Origin of the sequence: Microbacterium resistens, assembly GCF_031456305.1 — a bacterium.
GTDB classification, from domain to species: Bacteria; Actinomycetota; Actinomycetes; order Actinomycetales; family Microbacteriaceae; genus Microbacterium; species Microbacterium resistens_A.
Map to the genome: position 1 here is coordinate 45,111 of NZ_JAVDUM010000018.1, position 16,162 is coordinate 61,272.

16 protein-coding genes are annotated in these 16,162 nt (G+C 70.1%); 13 read left to right on the top strand and 3 right to left on the bottom strand.

Annotation, left to right across the window (positions count from 1 at the left end):
- The first annotated feature begins 238 nt into the window (after positions 1–238).
- The 10 genes from J2Y69_RS17260 to J2Y69_RS17305 all read left to right on the top strand — a co-directional run bounded on the left by J2Y69_RS17260 (position 239) and on the right by J2Y69_RS17305 (position 9,153).
- Positions 239–658, top strand: a complete 420-nt coding sequence (locus tag J2Y69_RS17260; RefSeq protein WP_310023062.1) for a Fur family transcriptional regulator — start codon at positions 239–241, stop codon at positions 656–658.
- A gap of 7 nt (positions 659–665) precedes the next feature.
- On the top strand, positions 666–1,730 hold the full coding sequence (locus J2Y69_RS17265) for a permease (RefSeq protein ID WP_396653129.1): 1,065 nt from the start codon (positions 666–668) through the stop codon (positions 1,728–1,730).
- Complete coding sequence (locus tag J2Y69_RS17270) at positions 1,723–2,586, top strand: TIGR03943 family putative permease subunit (protein WP_310023064.1); 864 nt, start codon at positions 1,723–1,725, stop codon at positions 2,584–2,586. The genes J2Y69_RS17265 and J2Y69_RS17270 overlap by 8 nt, the downstream gene beginning before the upstream one ends.
- Positions 2,576–4,393, top strand: coding sequence for a TolB-like translocation protein (locus J2Y69_RS17275; protein WP_310023066.1), 1,818 nt, complete (start codon positions 2,576–2,578; stop codon positions 4,391–4,393). The genes J2Y69_RS17270 and J2Y69_RS17275 overlap by 11 nt, the downstream gene beginning before the upstream one ends.
- A 17-nt stretch (positions 4,394–4,410) precedes the next feature.
- Positions 4,411–5,088, top strand: coding sequence for a DNA-3-methyladenine glycosylase (locus J2Y69_RS17280; RefSeq protein ID WP_310023136.1), 678 nt, complete (start codon positions 4,411–4,413; stop codon positions 5,086–5,088).
- A 149-nt stretch (positions 5,089–5,237) separates the two neighbouring features.
- Positions 5,238–5,474 carry a 50S ribosomal protein L28 gene (gene rpmB, locus J2Y69_RS17285; RefSeq protein WP_310023068.1) on the top strand — a complete coding sequence of 79 codons (237 nt, stop codon included), beginning with the start codon at positions 5,238–5,240 and terminating at the stop codon, positions 5,472–5,474.
- A complete protein-coding gene (gene rpmG, locus J2Y69_RS17290) occupies positions 5,474–5,644 on the top strand; it encodes a 50S ribosomal protein L33 (RefSeq protein WP_046014935.1) in 171 nt (56 codons plus the stop codon). The genes rpmB and rpmG overlap by 1 nt, the downstream gene beginning before the upstream one ends.
- 2 nt (positions 5,645–5,646) lie before the next feature.
- A complete protein-coding gene (gene rpsN, locus J2Y69_RS17295; RefSeq protein ID WP_310023079.1) occupies positions 5,647–5,952 on the top strand; it encodes a 30S ribosomal protein S14 in 306 nt (101 codons plus the stop codon).
- A gap of 455 nt (positions 5,953–6,407) precedes the next feature.
- The gene (locus J2Y69_RS17300) at positions 6,408–6,695 is read left to right on the top strand and encodes an HU family DNA-binding protein (protein WP_310023081.1); all 288 of its coding nucleotides are present in this window, start codon (positions 6,408–6,410) and stop codon (positions 6,693–6,695) included.
- A gap of 334 nt (positions 6,696–7,029) precedes the next feature.
- The gene (locus J2Y69_RS17305; protein WP_396653130.1) at positions 7,030–9,153 is read left to right on the top strand and encodes a bifunctional copper resistance protein CopD/cytochrome c oxidase assembly protein; all 2,124 of its coding nucleotides are present in this window, start codon (positions 7,030–7,032) and stop codon (positions 9,151–9,153) included.
- A gap of 260 nt (positions 9,154–9,413) precedes the next feature.
- Here J2Y69_RS17305 and J2Y69_RS17310 read toward each other — a convergent pair whose 3' ends face one another.
- Positions 9,414–10,490: a hypothetical protein gene (locus J2Y69_RS17310; protein ID WP_310023084.1), complete on the bottom strand. Its 1,077-nt coding sequence runs from the start codon at positions 10,488–10,490 to the stop codon at positions 9,414–9,416.
- Positions 10,491–10,617: 127 nt separating this feature from the next.
- Between J2Y69_RS17310 and J2Y69_RS17315 the strand changes: the two genes are divergently transcribed.
- Complete coding sequence (locus J2Y69_RS17315; RefSeq protein WP_310023086.1) at positions 10,618–12,000, top strand: ATP-dependent DNA helicase; 1,383 nt, start codon at positions 10,618–10,620, stop codon at positions 11,998–12,000.
- Positions 12,001–12,326: 326 nt separating this feature from the next.
- Here the strand turns inward: J2Y69_RS17315 and J2Y69_RS17320 are convergent, their stop codons facing one another.
- The gene (locus J2Y69_RS17320; RefSeq protein ID WP_310023088.1) at positions 12,327–12,974 is read right to left on the bottom strand and encodes a biliverdin-producing heme oxygenase; all 648 of its coding nucleotides are present in this window, start codon (positions 12,972–12,974) and stop codon (positions 12,327–12,329) included.
- A gap of 219 nt (positions 12,975–13,193) precedes the next feature.
- The gene (locus J2Y69_RS17325) at positions 13,194–13,502 is read right to left on the bottom strand and encodes a DUF2470 domain-containing protein (RefSeq protein WP_310023090.1); all 309 of its coding nucleotides are present in this window, start codon (positions 13,500–13,502) and stop codon (positions 13,194–13,196) included.
- 178 nt (positions 13,503–13,680) lie between these two features.
- Here J2Y69_RS17325 and J2Y69_RS17330 point away from each other — a divergent pair, with 178 nt between their 5' ends.
- Both J2Y69_RS17330 and J2Y69_RS17335 read left to right on the top strand, forming a co-directional pair.
- Complete coding sequence (locus J2Y69_RS17330; protein ID WP_310023091.1) at positions 13,681–14,973, top strand: serine hydrolase domain-containing protein; 1,293 nt, start codon at positions 13,681–13,683, stop codon at positions 14,971–14,973.
- Positions 14,974–14,996: 23 nt separating this feature from the next.
- Positions 14,997–16,013, top strand: coding sequence for a magnesium and cobalt transport protein CorA (locus J2Y69_RS17335; RefSeq protein ID WP_310023093.1), 1,017 nt, complete (start codon positions 14,997–14,999; stop codon positions 16,011–16,013).
- Positions 16,014–16,162 lie beyond the last annotated feature (149 nt).

Below are 16,162 nucleotides of genomic sequence, written 5' to 3' on the forward strand. Positions count from 1 at the left end.
TCCCGGCATCCGTGTCCCCATTTCCGTGGAGCGTGTCCCACTTCTGGTTGGATCTGAGCCCGGAATGGGACCAGAAGTGGGACACGGACGGGTAGCCAACCCGGACGGGTAGCCAACCCGGAGCGGGACACGGGTTGGGTGGGACAAGGGCCGGAGCGGGACGGGATCCAGGACATCGCTGCCGTGCCGCACCGACGTTCTCAGCCCGACGTCAGCGCTCGGCCATAGACTCGGTGCCATGGCTCAGCGCAACACCTGGCAGCGTGAGCGGGTGCGGGATGCACTCGCCGATGCGCGCGGTTTCGTGAGCGCGCAGGCCCTCTACGCCACGCTCCGCGAGGAGAACACCGGAATCGGGCTCGCCACGGTCTATCGTGCGCTCGCCGGTCTCGCCGCTGCAGGCGACGCCGACTCGCTGCAGAGCCCCGAGGGCGAGGCGATCTACCGCGCCTGCAGCAGCGAGGGCCACCATCACCATCTGATCTGTCGCTCGTGCGGCCGCACGGTCGAGATCGAGGCCACCGATGTCGAGCAGTGGGCCCAGCGCACCGCGGCCCTGCACGGCTTCAGCGAGGCCGAGCACGTCGTGGACATCTTCGGTCTGTGCGCGGCGTGCGCGAACGCCCGCGGTCGTGCTGCCGACGGATCGGAAGCGTGAGCGCGGCGTGACGGACACCGCCTCCGCCCGACGCACGTCCCCGAGCGCCACGGCGCGCGGGGGCGCGCTCCGTCCCGCATCCCAGCGGACCGGCCGCGGAGCCGTCGTCGCGGTGCTCATCGGCCTCGCCGTCGTCGCAGCGCTCATCGTCGTCGACGTGGTCGCGCCGACCCTGTTCCAGGCGTCCCTGCCGAGCCGCGTGCAGGACGGGCTCACCCTGTCGCTCAGCGTGCTGTTCGAGGCGCTGCCGTTCGTCGTGCTGGGCGTCCTCCTGTCGATCGTCGTGCAGGTGTGGCTGCCCGCGGGACTGATCGAGAAGGTGCTCCCCACGGCGGGATGGGCGCGACGGGCCGTGCTGTCCCTCCTCGGGATGCTGATCCCGGTCTGCGAGTGCGGGAACGTGCCGTTCGCACGAGGGCTGATGATGAGGGGCCTGGCCCCGGCCGAGGCGCTGACCTTCCTCATGGCCGCGCCGATCGTGAACCCGATCGTGATCCTCACCACTCACGCCGCCTTCGGATGGGACGGCGGGATCCTCGTCGCGCGTCTCGTCGGCGGCTACCTCATCGCGAACCTGATCGGCTGGATCTACAGCCGCCATCCCTCGCCCGACGGGCTGCTGACCCAGCACTTCATCGACACCTGCGACCGCGTGACCCACGAGCACGGGACGCCGGTGCGCCGCAGCCTCACGCAGTTCCTGGTCGAGCTTCGCGCGGTCATGCCGGCGCTCATCATCGGCTCCGCGCTCGCCGGTGCCGTGCAGGTGCTCGTTCCCCGCGATGCGCTGCTGGCCATCGGCTCCAATCCGGTCTTCTCGATCGTCGCGATGATCGCGCTGGCCATCACCGTCGCCATCTGCTCCAACGTGGACGCGTTCTTTGCGCTGTCCTTCGCGTCGACCTTCTCCTCCGGCGCCATCATCGCCTTCCTCCTGGTGGGCCCGCTCGTGGACATCAAGATGATCGCGCTGCTGCGCACGACCTTCCGGGCACGGACCCTCGCCGGGATCGTCGGGGTCGTGATCCTCGCCGCCTTCGGGATCGGGATCGGGGTGAACGTCCTTGGCTGACGCGGTGATCGAGCGGCGGGCGACGCTGCGCGCGGCGGGCTCGCGGTGGCTCGGGGTCGGGCTGGCGTCCGCGATCTCGGTCGTCACCCTCGTCCTCGGCCTCACCGGGCGCCTCACCCTGTACATCAGCCCCGAGACGGTGTGGTTCGCGTGCGCGGCGGCCGTCCTCACCCTCATCGGGGCCGTCTGGTCGTTCACGCTTCCGCTCGGCTCCGAGGAGGACCACGGCCACGATCACGGGACGGGTGGCGAGCACGGGTCGGGTCACGGGCATGGGTCGGGTGACGATCATGGACATGATGGGGAGGCGGGGTCGTCGCCGCGGGGCGGATCGGCCCGCCGTGTGGCCGGGGGCATCGCCGTCGTCACGGGTGGGGTCATCGCCACCGGTGTGGTCGTCGGGGCACTGCTGCTCCCGCCCGCATCGCTCTCGGTCGAGCTGGCGATGTCCCGCGACCCCGGATCCGACGTGCTCTTCTCCGGCTCCGACACCGTGACCCTGGGGGCCGCGGCCGACACCAGCACGTTCGGGATCGGCGACTGGGCGAGCGTCTTCTCGACCTCCTCGCGACCGGACGCCTATGACGGGGCGGCCGTGACGCTGACGGGGTTCCTGACGCCGTCGGGGGATGCGCGGGACGAGGCGCGGGTCACACGGATGGTGATCACCCACTGTGTGATCGATGCGCAGCCCGCGGCGCTTCCGGTGGAAATCACCGGATGGCAGAGCGACTATGCGGTGGGCGACTGGGTGCGGATCGACGGGACCGTCCGAGCGGGCAAGGACGGCGCGCTGCGGGTGGAGCCCGCGCAGGTGACCCGGATCGACGAGCCGGGGGATCCCTATGAGCACTGACGATGTGGGCGCCGTGCCCTCGGAGCCGTCCGAGGAGCAGCGTCGTCCCCTGACGCGCGCCGAGGCCAGGGCGATGCGCGCCGCGGCGGAGAACGCACCGACGGAGAACGTACCGGCGGAGGGCGATCCGGTGGAGAGCGCTTCGGCTGATTCGGCGGAGGCCGTTCCGGGGCGGGAGCCGTCCGCGACGCCCGAACCTGAATCCGTCGAGGCGCCTCGTGCCTCCCCGCCGGTGACACGGTCGCCCGAGCCCGAGCCCGAGCCCGAGCCCGAGCCCGAGCCCGAGCCCGAGCCCGAGCCCCAGCCAGAGCCAGAGCCAGAGCCCGAGCCCGAGCCCCGGATCGCCGGGCGCCGCGCCTCCGGGCCGTCCGCGTCGTATCCCGGATTCCGGGACGACGACGGCGATGGAGTCGACGACGGCGGCGGCGGAGCGCGTCGTCCGCGGAGGCGGCGGTTCGGGCTTCTCCTGGGCGGAGTCCTCGGCGTGCTGGTCCTCGCGATCGCCGGCCTCAGCGCCGTGAGCCTGCTGCAGGGTCCGCGCGTGAGCTCGGTGAAGGTCGATCCGAAGGCCGCGATCGACGCCTCCGGCACGCGCCTGATCCTCACCGCGAACGAGCCGCTGGCCGAGATCGACGCCTCTCAGGTCACGGTCGAGCCCGCCGTGCCGTTCACGGTCGACACCGCGGGCCGCGGGCTCGGGATCCGTTTCACGGTGCCGCTCGACGATCGGACCGAGTACACGGTGCACGTCCGTGACGTGGTCGGCTCGCAGGGCGGGCCGAAGGGAAGCCTGAGCACGAGCTTCCGGACCCCCGCATCGGAGATCTTCCTGCTCCAGCGCGATCAGGACGGCGATGACACGATCTTCCGCACCGACCTCTCCGGGGAGAAGGCGGTGCCCGTCTTCCGGCACGAGAAGATCACCGACTTCCGCGCGACCGCCGACCGTCTCGTGGTCTCGACGGAGGACGACGACGCGTCGCAGCTCATCGTCATGGATCCGGACGGCGGGAACCAGAGGAAGCTCCGGCTCCCGGAGGAGGGCTTCGTCTCGATGCTCCAGGTCTCGGAGCGGGGCGGCCTGGTCGGGTACACCTTCACGGACAAGAAGCTGAGCGCCACGAGCGGCCGGGCGAGCGTGCTGGTCACCCAGTCGCTGCGGGGCGACGACGATCCGCGGATCGTCATGATCGGCGACGCGATGCCGAGCACCGCCGACTGGCAGTTCGTCCCCGACTCCGCGGCCGTGCTGTTCATCGACTTCACCGGGGCGCTCTACGTGGACGACCGCTCGGGCGATGCCGGACCCACGGCGCTGGGGCTCGCCCGATCCATCCAGGGCGTCTCGAGAGGCACCTACACCGCCGTGGTGGAGCGCGCCGACGGGCTGGTCGAGCTGGATCTGGCGGACGGCTCGGAGGCGCCGCTGGCTCCGTCGACGCCGGATCTCGGGACCCCGACGTCGATCATCCCCTACCCCGGCGGCACGCTGCGGCACGTGATCGTGCGCAACGCCGGAGGCCTGCCGAACGGGCAGATGGTGGTTCGTGTGGGAGAGGACGGCACCGCCGAGAAGCTGTTCTCGGTGCCGGCGGGCGACTCGATCATGCAGTACTGCCCGTCGCCGAGCGGCCAGTACACCGCGGTGGTCGTCGCGCCCTCGCTCGTCGACAACCCCTACGACCGCTCCCTCCTCCCGCTCCCGAAGACCCTGCAGACCCACCTCATCGACACCCGCACCGGCGAGGAGAAGGTGGTGCTGACGGGCTTCGACGCGTCCTGGTGCGCGATGGGCCCCCGGCGGTGACCACGGGCGATGCCGTGATGCGCCGGGCGACCCGCGCGGAGCTCGCCGGCCTTCCCGTCGATGTCGCCCCTGCGCTGCTCGGCGCGCGCCTGCGGACCGTCGTCGACGGCGAGGAGGTGCGTATCCGGATCACCGAGGTCGAGGCCTATCACGGGCGCGGCACCGGAGACGTCCCCGATCCGGGATCCCACGCGCGCATGGGGCGCACCGCCCGGAACGCCACGATGTGGGGCGAGCCCGGTCATTTGTACGTGTATCTCAGTCACGGCATCCACTCGTGCGTCAACGTCGTCTGCGGCTCGGAGGGGGTCGCGGGCGGAGTGCTGCTGCGTGCGGGCGAGGTGGAGTCCGGCGTCGAGGCCGCCGTCGCCCGCCGGGGGACCCATCCGCCGCGGGATCTCGCCCGCGGACCCGGACGGTTCGGCCAGGCCTCGGGGCTGCGGCATCCGGTGCACGACGGGATCGATGCGATCACGGGCGCGGTGCAGGACGGCGCCATGGCCGAGCTCTGGCTGGGGGAGCGGCTCGCGTTCGAGGCGGGGCCGCGCGTGGGGGTGGCCGGCGTCGCGGGGACGGGCCTCTTCCCGTGGCGCTTCTGGATCCCCGGGGATCGGACGGTCTCCCCGTTCCGCTGGGGGAGGGGTGCGGCGGCGGCCGCCCTCGACACGCCCGGCGTCACACCCGTGCTAGACTGACCCCTTGTCTGCGCGCTCTCCTGTGCGCAGTTCGCATGCCCGCTCTCCGCGGTGGTCCTGACGGATCGCCGGAAAACGGGGAAGAGGTGTGCAGACAAGGGATCTTGGGTGGGGCCGTCCGGCCTCACGGTAATGAAGGAGTCACCATCATGGCAGCAGTGTGCCAGGTGACCGGCGCTGTTCCCGGCTTCGGTCACAACATCTCGCACTCGCACCGTCGGACGAAGCGCCGCTTCGACCCGAACGTGCAGAAGAAGACCTATTTCGTGCCGTCGCTCGGTCGTAAGGTCACCCTGAACGTGTCCGCCAAGGGCATCAAGGTGATCGACGTCCGCGGCATCGAGAACGTCGTGAAGGACCTCCTGGCGAAGGGTGTGAAGCTCTAATGGCGAAGAAGGCTCAGGACGTCCGTCCGATCATCAAGCTGCGCTCGACGGCGGGCACCGGTTACACCTACGTGACCAAGAAGAACCGCCGTAACACCCCCGACCGCCTCGTGCTGAAGAAGTACGACCCGGTGGTCCGCAAGCACGTCGAATTCCGCGAGGAGCGTTAATCATGGCGAAGAAGAGCAAGATCGCCCGCAACCAGCAGCGTCAGGCTGTCGTCGACCGCTACGCGGAGCGTCGCGCCGAGCTGAAGAAGGCCCTGGTCGACCCGACCTCGACCGACGAGCAGCGCGAGGCCGCCCGCGTCGGCCTGCAGAAGCTGCCGCGCAACGCGTCGCCGGTGCGTCTGCGTTCGCGCGACGTCATCGACGGGCGTCCCCGCGGTGTCCTCACGAAGTTCGGCATCTCGCGTGTCCGCTTCCGTGACATGGCGCACCGTGGCGAGCTGCCCGGCGTGACCAAGTCGAGCTGGTAAGCAGCGGCAGCAGTCCGTTCTGTTCCGGAAGGGGCGGGGATCCTCGGATCCCCGCCCCTTCCGCGTACCCGGGTGCGCCGGCGTCCTGGTCGGCCCGGGTGCGCCGGCGTCCTGGGCCGGCCCGCTTGCGCTGCATGTCTCAGCGTGCGCTGCATGTCGCTGCGCACGCTGTCGATATCACCGCAGCGCGAGCGGAAATGAGCAGCGCGAGCGATCTGCCGCGGATTTCCGCAGCACCCCCGGCGGTCGCGGAAATCCGGCGTTCGACCGCCTTCCTGTGACAGAAGTGACGGATGTGACACGACACGCCGTCGCAAAACGCAAAAACCCGCGAAATGACGCGGAAATTCGGGCTCTGCTTGATACATTCGAGGCGGTCGTTCGACCAACGGAGGGCATCAGCCCCCCGGGAACTTCAAGAACAAGCGACGAGACGCTCGTCGCTGGAGGATGACATGGCTGACAAGTCCATCACCAAGACCGAGCTCGTCGCGAGCATCGCCAGCGCCACCGGCCAGAGCCAGGCTGCTGTCTCGGGCGTGCTCGACGCCCTGTTCGCCACGGTCTCGGACGCTGTTGCCAAGGGCAGCAAGGTCTCGATCCCGGGTTGGATCGCGTTCGAGCAGGTCGCGACCGCCGCCCGCACGGGCCGCAACCCGCAGACCGGTGCCGAGATCAAGATCCCGGCCGGCAAGCGCGTCAAGGTGACCGCCGGCTCGAAGCTCAAGGCCGCCGTCAAGTAAGACGCTCCGCCTCCGAAGGCCGCCCCTCCGCGTGAGGGGCGGCCTTCGCGCGTTCGAGGGGACGTGCCGCCGTCGTGCGGATGCCCGGCCGTGTCTATGCCGAGCCGCGTGAATGCCCGGCCGTGTTGATGTCCCGCCGTGGCAGTTGTTGTGGGTTGACGCGCCGTTCAACCCACAACTGATGCCACGGCGGGACACAAAGTGCGCGGGCGAGATGGCCCGGACTGTGCGCTCACAGCTCGGCCGCCCCCGACGACGCACAGGGGACCCGCTTGGGCGCGCCTAGGCTGGAGGGGTGACCCGAACCGCCCTCCCGCCCGTGACGAACCGCGCCATGATCGCGCGCGTCGCAGGTCCCGCGGTCCTCGTCATCGCCGCCCTCGCCGCCCTCTTCGTGGCGCTGGCGTTCGGCGGTGCCGCAGCCCCGCTCGCGATCCGCGACCCCGGCGTCGTGGTGCGATGGGGCCTTCCGGTAGCGAAACTGGTGAGCAACCTCGGCGGAGCGGTCATGCTCGGCTCTCTCGTCCTCGCGCTGTTCGGGCTCCGCAGCGGCGCCCGATCGTTCGACGTCGCGCTGGACACCGCCTCGATCGGCGCCGCCGTGTTCACGGTCTCCTCCGCGGTCGCCGCGTTCCTCACCTTCCTCCTGGCCTTCCCCGTCGAGGTCAACGCCGGCCCGGAGTTCGGCGCGCAGTTCGGCCGCTTCCTCCTCGAGCTGGACCTCGGTCGAGCCTGGCTGATCACGGTGCTCGCCGGTGCCGTCATCACAGTCGCCGCCTTCGCGTTCCGCTCCTGGACGCCGACGCTCATCACGGCGATCCTCGGGGCGGCCGCCTTCATCCCGCTCGCCACGCAGGGCCACGCCGGCGACCTCGCCGGGCACAACGCCGCGGTGAACTCCCTCCTCCTGCACACGGTCGGCGCCGCGGTGTGGCTCGGCGGACTCGTGCTGCTGGTGGTCGTCCGCGGCTCCCGCACGGAGCTGGTGGGCGCGGAAGGCGCGGAGCCCCGGGGAAAGAAGGGCGCGCGCACGAAGGGAGCGTCGTCCGCAAAGGGGCCGTCCGCGAAGGGCCGCGAGGTGTCCGACGCCAGACCCGTGTCCCTCGCCGATCTCCTGCGCCGCTACTCCGCCATCGCCCTCGCCGCCTACATCGTCGTCGCGATCTCGGGCGTCGCGCGCTCGATCATCGCCGTCGGCAGCTGGGAGGCGCTGTGGACGCCCTACGGCAAGATCGTGCTCGTCAAGGTCGTGCTCCTCGGCGCGCTGGGCGCCTTCGGCGCCTGGTACCGGACCCGGCTCATCCCCCGGATCGAGCGGGCGGGTACCTCCCCGGATGACGGGACGACCCGCACGCGCGCGTCGCGGGCGTTCTGGACGCTCGTGCTCGCCGAGCTCGCGCTGATGGGACTGGCCTCGGGAGCGGCGGCGGCCCTTGCCCGCACGCCTCCGCCGACGGGCACGGAGCCCGCGGCGGTGCGGACTCCGGCCGAGATCCTCACCAGCTCCTCACTGCCGCCGGAGTTCACCCTCGACCGTTGGTTCACGCAGTGGAACCTCGACCTCATCTGGGCGGTCATCGCGGGCTTCGGCCTGTTCTTCTACCTGGCTGGCGTGTGGCGGCTGCATCGTCGGGGAGACTCCTGGCCGATCCACCGCACGATCTTCTGGACCCTCGGAATGCTGATGCTGATCTGGGTCACCGGAGGCCCGATCAACGCGTACCAGGAGTTCCTCTTCAGCGTGCACATGCTCGGGCACATGATGCTGTCGATGGCGATCCCGCTGCTCCTGGTCGCCGGCGCGCCGGTGACGCTCGCGCTCCGGGCTATCGACAAGCGCGAGGACGACTCGCGAGGCGCGCGCGAGTGGATCCTGTGGGGGGTGCACTCGCGGTTCTCACGGGTGGTCACGAACCCGTTCGTCGCGGCGGCGATCTTCGTCCTCTCGCTCTGGGCCTTCTACTTCACCGACATCGTCCGCTGGGCGATGAAGGACCACATCGGGCATCAGTGGATGACGATCCACTTCCTCATCTCCGGCTACCTGTTCGTGCTGAGCCTGGTCGGCGCGGATCCCGTGCCCTACCGGCTGCCGTATCCCGGCCGTCTCATCACGCTCATCGCGGTCATGGCGACGCACGCCTTCTTCGGGATGGCGATCATGATGCAGTCCGGGCTCATGGTGGCGGAGTGGTTCGGCTCGATGGGCAGGACCTGGGGACCGACACCGATGGAGGATCAATACATCGGCGGCGGCATCGCCTGGTCGATCGGCGAGATCCCCACCCTGATCCTCGCGATCACGGTCGCCATCCAGTGGAGTCGCAGCGACGCCAGGGATGGCCGCCGCCGTGATCGCCACGCGGACCGGACCGGGGACGCGGAGCTTGCCGAGTACAACGCCAAGCTCGCCGCCATCGCCGAGCGCGACCGGAGGGACGCCGCCCGCGGTCGCTGAGCGCCGGCTGGTGCCTGGCGCTTGGTTGCTGGTTGCTGGTTGCTGGGGGCTGCCCCTGGTGCCTGACAGCTGGGTGGCCGAACGTTGATGCCCCGCCGTGGCAGTTGTTGCGGGTTGGAGGGCGTCTCAACCCACCAGAACTGCCACGGCGGGGCACCAAAGCGGGGCACCAAAGCGGGGCACCAAGCGGCCATCAAAGCGGGCGCCAACGCGGCCGCGATGCACGGGCACATGCCCGCGAAGAGCGCAGGGCCCGGCCGTCAGGGGTGGGCGGGGAGGTCGGGCGATCCGACGGTGATCGAGGCCGACCCGTTGGGGAGGATCGCGATCGCGCCGTCGAGACGGAACGGCACGTCCTCGTCGACCTCGCGGACCGTGCCGTCGTACAGCGACATGATCGTGACCCGGATGTGGGCGGTCGCGGTGGTAGGCGGGATCTTCCAGTTCGCGCCGTCCGGCACGACGTCGACGGTGGGCAGCTCCACCATCGACCAGACGGGGGCCTCGGTGATCCGGTTCTGCACGGCGAGCCCGAACGGGCAGCCGGTGGGCTGAAGCACCTTCTGCGTCGCGCACTGGTTGAGGAAGTCGTCGACCCGGGTCTGCACGGTCTCGACGAACTTGTCGGTCGGGGAGGTCTGGATGTCCACCGGCACGGACGCCGCGGGGGAGTCGGCGAGGACGCTCACCCCCGCGGCCGTGGAGATGGCCGTGTCGACGCTCACCGAGTAGAGACCGGGGGAGAACACCAGCAGGGGCACGGGCGTGAGCGGCGGCGTGTCGGCTCCGTCTGCGGCGACCTGCCGGCGATCGATCTCGAAGCCGTTAACGGTGAACTGCTCCGTGCCGCGGAGGGTGAGCTCGACGACGGAGAGCGGGCTCTGCGTGAACCGCCAGGCCGGCGCGACGCCGATCCAGCCGTCCTGCCCCACACGGAAGCTGGTGCTCCCCTGATGTCCGCCCGCCTTGTAGTGCGCGGTCACGATCATGTCGTCGCCATCGGCCCGCTCCTCATCGACGGAGATGTCGGTGAGCGGCGCCAGGGTGGACTGACGCAGCAGTGCATCGGTCGCGTCGGCGGGGATGCCGGTCTCGCCGAGGGCGGCGCGGTCGAGTGCGACTCCGGGAAGGCGCAGCGCATCCGCGGCGCGTCCGGAGGCGAGGAGGTCGAGATAGCCCTGGACGAAGGCGGCGGGGCTGTAGAACTGCCGGTACACCGTGATGCCGCCTGCGCCTAGGGCGGCGACCAGCACGAGGCCGACGACGGAGAGCAGGGCGAGGTCAGGCCACAGCCGGGCGCGCCTGCGCCGCAGGCGGACCCGACGCGGCTGCTCCATGCGCGCCAGTCTAGGCATCGGGCCTGTGCCGACGCCGAATGCACACACCTCGGCGCATCGCGCCGCTCCACGCCCGCCTGCCCCTTAGCATGGGGTGCGCATCCCCGATCCGAGAGCCTGATCCACCGTGACCCTTCCCACTCTGTCCGTCGAGCAGCAGGAGCTGTTCCGCCTCATCGAGGAGACGAGGGAGCACGTCTTCATCACGGGGCGCGCCGGCACCGGTAAGTCGACGCTGCTGCAGCACTTCGCGTGGAACACGAGCAAGCAGATCGCCGTGTGCGCGCCGACCGGGGTTGCGGCGCTGAACGTGGAGGGGCAGACGATCCACTCGCTGTTCCGGCTGCCGATCGGCCTCATCGCCGACACTGAGCTCGACCAGTCCGATGCCACCCGGCGGATCCTGAACGCCATCGACACGCTCGTGATCGACGAGGTCTCGATGGTCAACGCCGACCTGATGGACGGGATCGACCGATCGCTCCGGCAGGCGAGGGGGCGAAGGGCGGAGCCGTTCGGCGGGGTGCAGGTGGTGATGTTCGGCGACCCGTATCAGCTGGCCCCCGTTCCGCCCCGGGGCGATGAGCTGCGATACGTCCAGGACCACTACCAGTCCTTCTGGTTCTTCGACGCGAAGGTGTGGGCGGGCGACTCGGGGGCCGATGATGGCCTCATCGACATCGGCCGGCACGGCGCCACCCTGCATGTGCGCGAGCTCGTGCAGATCCACCGTCAGTCCGACGACGGCTTCAAAGCCATGCTCAACGCCGTCCGCTATGGACGGGTCACGGCCGAGATCGCGGGGGCGCTGAACGCCGCGGGTGCGCGTCGCCCGCCGGATCCGGAGCCGGGCGAGACGCCGATCATCACCCTCGCGACGCGCAACGACATCGTGAACAACATCAACCGGCGTCACCTGACGGCCCTCGCGGGACGGGAGCAGACGGCGAAGGCCGAGGTGAGCGGCGATTTCGGGCGAGGCGAGGCGAACTACCCCGCCGACACGGAGCTCAAGCTCAAGGTCGGCGCGCAGGTGATGTTTCTCCGCAACGACGTCTCGACGCAGGGTGAGCCGCCGAGGTGGGTCAACGGCACGATCGGCACGGTCACCCGGATCCTGGGCGACACGGTGCGCGTGGACGTCGACGGTGAGGCCGTGGATGTCGAGCCGGCGGTCTGGGAGAGGTTCCGCTACGCGTACAACCCGGGCACGAAGACCCTCTCGCGGGAGGTGGTGGCGGAGTTCACGCAGTTCCCGCTGCGGCTGGCGTGGGCGGTGACGATCCACAAGTCGCAGGGGAAGACGTACGACCGCGCCGTGGTCGACCTCGGGTCCGGGGCGTTCGCGCCGGGGCAGACGTACGTGGCGCTCTCACGTCTCACCTCGCTGGACGGCCTCTACCTGTCCCGGGCGCTTCGCCCCAGTGACATCCGCGTCGACCCGGATGTCACGCGCTTCATGCGCGCGGCCTGGGAGGCGCGTCGCTCCTCCACCCCGCAGCTGTCCTGACGGGCTGAGCGGGGTGGTGGGCGGGGTGGGGCCTGGGTCTGTGTGGGGTCTGGCGGAGGCTTGAGTGCCCCGGCGTGGCACTTGTCGTGGGTTGGGCGGGTGTTGAACCCGCAAGTTCTGCCACGGCGGGGCAGAACTTGCGCTCGCGACGGTGTTGAGCCCTGTGGCTGGGCGCAGGTGCCCCGGCGTGGCACTTGTTGCGGGTTGAGTGGGCGCTGAACCCACAGGTTCTGCCACGGCGGGGTAGAAACGCGACGCCACGACGACGCGACGTAACGACGCAGGGCGCCCACGACTCCCACCCCGCGACGACCAGGGGGGCAGGATCAGGCGGCGCGGCGGGCCTGGTCGAGCTCCTCGAACAGCTCCGTGTTGAAGCGGTAGGCGAGCAGCACCTCGTCGATGACGCGCTCGCGCTCGCGCTCATCCCAGGGGGCGGCGTCGAGCTGCTCGCGATAGACGTCCTTGAAGGCCTTGGGGTCGGCGATGTCGTCGAACAGGTAGAAGCCGACGCCGTTCGTCTCGAAGCCGAAGCGGCGCTGCATCACCCGACCGATGAAGAGACCGCCGGAGAGGTCGCCGAGGTAGCGCGTGTAGTGGTGGGCCACGAACCCGCCGGGCCAGGTCGCCCCGACCTGGCGGATCCGCTCGACGTAGCGGCGCGTGGTGGTGAGTGGTGCGATCGTCTCGCGCCAGTCCGCGCCGACGAGGAACTCCAGATCGGCTTCGAGCGCGGGCAGCCGCGTGAGCTTGTCGCTGAGGAACACCTCGGCGATCGGGTCGTTGCGCATCCGCTCGCCCGCCGACTCGAGGGCCTCGTAGATGAAGTAGTGCTGGGCGACGAGCGAGACGTAGTCCTCACGGGATCCCTCGCCCTTGAGGAGGTCCGCCATGAATCCCGCGTGCTCGCTGCGCGAGTGCGAACCGGACGAGCGCTCGCGGAGTGCCGCGGAGAAGGAGAGGACGTCAGCCATGCGCCCAGTGTAAGGGTGACCTAACTTCGAATGCGAGCCGAATCGGCTGATTCAAAGCGTTCTGCGTGCGGGCGCCCAGACGAATCCGCGCGCGGCGCGCTCATCCGCGGGTCCTGCGGCGCGCTCATCCGCGGGTCCTGCGGTGCGCGGATCCCCGGGTCCTGCGGCACGCCGATCCGCGCGCCCTGAGGCCCGAGGTGCCTGAGGTCCGAGGCGCACTCAGGCGTGCGGGCGCGGGGTCACGCCGAGAGCCTCGCACGCGGCGTCGTAGAGGGCGACGACCTCGCGGCGGACGGCGGGGCGCTCATCGATCGGGCCGCCGGGCCATGCGACGCGGAGCTCCTCGGCGTCCTGACCGGGACGGGAGACCTGCCAGATCCCGCCGTCGCCGTCGAACCCCGTCATCACGGCTGAGACGGCCTCGGGCACGCCGAAGGCGCGAGCGATCAGGAGATTGTCATCGATGTGGTCCCCGTTCATGTGACGGAGGACGGCCGTGACGACGTCGTCGGAGAAGGGGTTCGGCATGGCATTCACTCTACGTCGGCCCCGCAAGCCGACGGCTACGGGGAAGCTCGTAGCAGTTCTCCCCCCGTCCCTCAGCGAGTCCTCCACCGCAGCGCCTATACCGCGAGATCATCCCTGAGGATGATGGGATGGCGGGTTCCCGCCGTTTAGACTCGTCTGAGACGTCCAGGGGGTCGATTTGCACGTTAAGTCATCGCATCGCGCGCGAGCCGCGGTGGCGGGAGCGATCGCGATCGCACTCCTGCTCAGCGGATGCTCCAACACCGTGGCCACGCCGGCGTACACGCCTCCGACCCAGGTCGAGGGCGCGCTTCCGGAGGACATGCAGGCCCAGCTCCAGAGCGCGGTGACGCAGGCGATGGCGGCGACCGGCTCCTCAGGGGCGATCGTGGGCGTCTGGGCGCCGTGGGGCGGGTCATGGGTCACCGGGCTCGGCACGGTGGCCGCGGGCGATGAGACCCCGGTGACGGCGGACATGGCCTTCCGTGCCGGCGACGTCACGCGCATGATGACCTGCGACGTCCTCTACGCCCTCTCGGACCGCGGGATCGTCAAGCTGAACGACCCGGTCACGACCTACGTCTCGGGCGTTCCCGACCTCGCCGACATCACGCTGCTTGACCTCTGCAACGGAACGTCCGGGATCGGCGCGTCGAAGACCACCACGCGTCCCGGCTATCTAACGAACCCCAAGCGGGAATGGAACCCGAAGGAGCTCGCGAGCTTCGGCATCGAGCGCCCGCGTACCGCGCCGCATGTCGCATATCGTGACTCGGACTCCGCCTACCTCCTGCTCGGCAAGGCGCTGGAGCGTGCGACGGACCAGACGGCCGAGAGCCTCATCGCCACCTACGTCGCCGACCCGCTCGGCCTCTCCCACACCCGCCTGCCCGGCCCTGCGCCGGCACCGCCGGCGGAGGGCCCGGTGCTGAAGGGCTCCTACCTCCCCGCGGGGGCGGCGGGATACGACTGCGCAGCGCCGCAGGACATCACCGTGAGCTCGTCCAGCATCGGCTTCACCGATTCCGGGGTGGTCTCCACGATCGAGGACCTGGGGCGCTACGTGCAGGCGGACGCCGTCCAGGCGCTCCGCCTGGAGAAGAAGCCGAATCGCTGGGGCACTCCGCTTCCCGTCTACGAGGGCGCCCCGTCCTGGTACCAGACCACCGGCGGTGCCTTCCTCGTCGGCTCGATGATCGGTCAGCACGGCTGGGCGCCCGGGTACCTGACCGCGGCCTATTCCGACCCCGCTACGGGTTTCACCGTGGCCGTGGTGCTCAACGGATCGACCACCGGATCGGAGCCGGCGGCCTATCTCGCCTGGGAACTCGCGGCGATCGCGTCCAAGGCTCCTGCCGCCGAGGGCAAGACGGCACCGGAGTTCGCTTTGCCGTTCACCGCGGAGCAGTATCGTGACCAGGTCGCCGCAGGCGCGATCTGCCCCCTCCCTCCCGTGGAAGGGGCGGGCTGACCCGACAGACCTCGAGGAGCATCATGGCCATCGTCGACAACGGCATCTACGTGGACGGTGTCCGCACCGAGAATCCCGGGTCCCTCACCGAGACGTTCGAGCTGATGCACGAGCGCGGAGGGCTGGGGTGGATCGGGCTGTACCGCCCCAGCGAAGAGGAGATCCGGCAGGTCGCGGCCGAGTTCGGGCTCCACGAGCTGGCCGTCGAGGACGCCCTCACCGGGCATCAGCGGGCGAAGCTCGAACGATACGGCGACACCCTGTTCCTGGTGCTGCGGCCAGCCCGCTACCTGGACGACGTCGAGGAGGTGGAGTTCGGCGAGCTCCACGTCTTCATCGGCGCGAACTTCGTCGTCACGATCCGGCACGCCGAGACCCCCAGCCTGAAGCGGGTGCGCGAGCGGCTCGAGGCCGATCCCGGGCTCCTCGCGCTGGGTCCCGAGGCGGTGCTGTACGCGATCCTCGACGAGGTCGTGGACGAGTACTCCCCGGTGCTCGCGGGGCTCGAGAACGACATCGACGAGATCGAGGCCCAGCTCTTCATCGACGAGTCCGACGTCACCCAGCGCATCTACGCGCTCTCCCGGGAGGTCGTGGACTTCCAGCGCGCCACCCAGCCGCTGAGCGACATGCTGGAGTCGCTGCTGCGGGGGTCGGAGAAGTACCAGGTGGAGCTGGAGCTGCAGCGCTACCTGCGCGACGTGCTCGATCACACGCTCAAGGTCTCCGGCACCGCCGCCACGTTCCGCACGGTGCTGGACAGCGCCCTCACGGTGGAGTCGACGATCGTCGCTCGCCGCCAGAACGAGGAGATGCGGCGGATGACCCATGAGAGCATCCGTCAGGGCGAGGAGGTCAAGAAGATCTCCAGCTGGGCGGCGATCCTGTTCGCGCCGACCATCGTCGCGGGCATCTACGGGATGAACTTCGACGAGATGCCCGAGCTGCATTGGCTGTTCGGCTATCCGATGGCGATCTGCCTGATGCTCGCGATGGGCGGCGCCCTCTACCTGGTGTTCAAGAAGCGGAACTGGCTGTAGCTCGGCGCCAGGCCCGTCGCGGCGTGCTCGGGGCTGGGGCCGTGATGCGGGTCGCGCCAGGGGCGCAAACGGCACGAACGGCAGGGTTGCGCGCGGGGCAGGAGCCGCAGGCGGCGGGGACGTCGGTGCGGCGGCGCTATCGTATCCGT

Coding starts and splice junctions, on each gene's coding strand:
- J2Y69_RS17260 (WP_310023062.1), top strand. CDS start 239: ATGGCTCAGCGCAACACCTGGCAGCGTGAGCGGGTGCGGGATGCACTC.
- J2Y69_RS17275 (WP_310023066.1), top strand. CDS start 2,576: ATGAGCACTGACGATGTGGGCGCCGTGCCCTCGGAGCCGTCCGAGGAG.
- J2Y69_RS17280 (WP_310023136.1), top strand. CDS start 4,411: ATGCGCCGGGCGACCCGCGCGGAGCTCGCCGGCCTTCCCGTCGATGTC.
- rpmB (WP_310023068.1), top strand. CDS start 5,238: ATGGCAGCAGTGTGCCAGGTGACCGGCGCTGTTCCCGGCTTCGGTCAC.
- rpmG (WP_046014935.1), top strand. CDS start 5,474: ATGGCGAAGAAGGCTCAGGACGTCCGTCCGATCATCAAGCTGCGCTCG.
- rpsN (WP_310023079.1), top strand. CDS start 5,647: ATGGCGAAGAAGAGCAAGATCGCCCGCAACCAGCAGCGTCAGGCTGTC.
- J2Y69_RS17300 (WP_310023081.1), top strand. CDS start 6,408: ATGGCTGACAAGTCCATCACCAAGACCGAGCTCGTCGCGAGCATCGCC.
- J2Y69_RS17305 (WP_396653130.1), top strand. CDS start 7,030: ATGATCGCGCGCGTCGCAGGTCCCGCGGTCCTCGTCATCGCCGCCCTC.
- J2Y69_RS17310 (WP_310023084.1), bottom strand. CDS start 10,490: ATGGAGCAGCCGCGTCGGGTCCGCCTGCGGCGCAGGCGCGCCCGGCTG.
- J2Y69_RS17320 (WP_310023088.1), bottom strand. CDS start 12,974: ATGGCTGACGTCCTCTCCTTCTCCGCGGCACTCCGCGAGCGCTCGTCC.
- J2Y69_RS17325 (WP_310023090.1), bottom strand. CDS start 13,502: ATGCCGAACCCCTTCTCCGACGACGTCGTCACGGCCGTCCTCCGTCAC.
- J2Y69_RS17335 (WP_310023093.1), top strand. CDS start 14,997: ATGGCCATCGTCGACAACGGCATCTACGTGGACGGTGTCCGCACCGAG.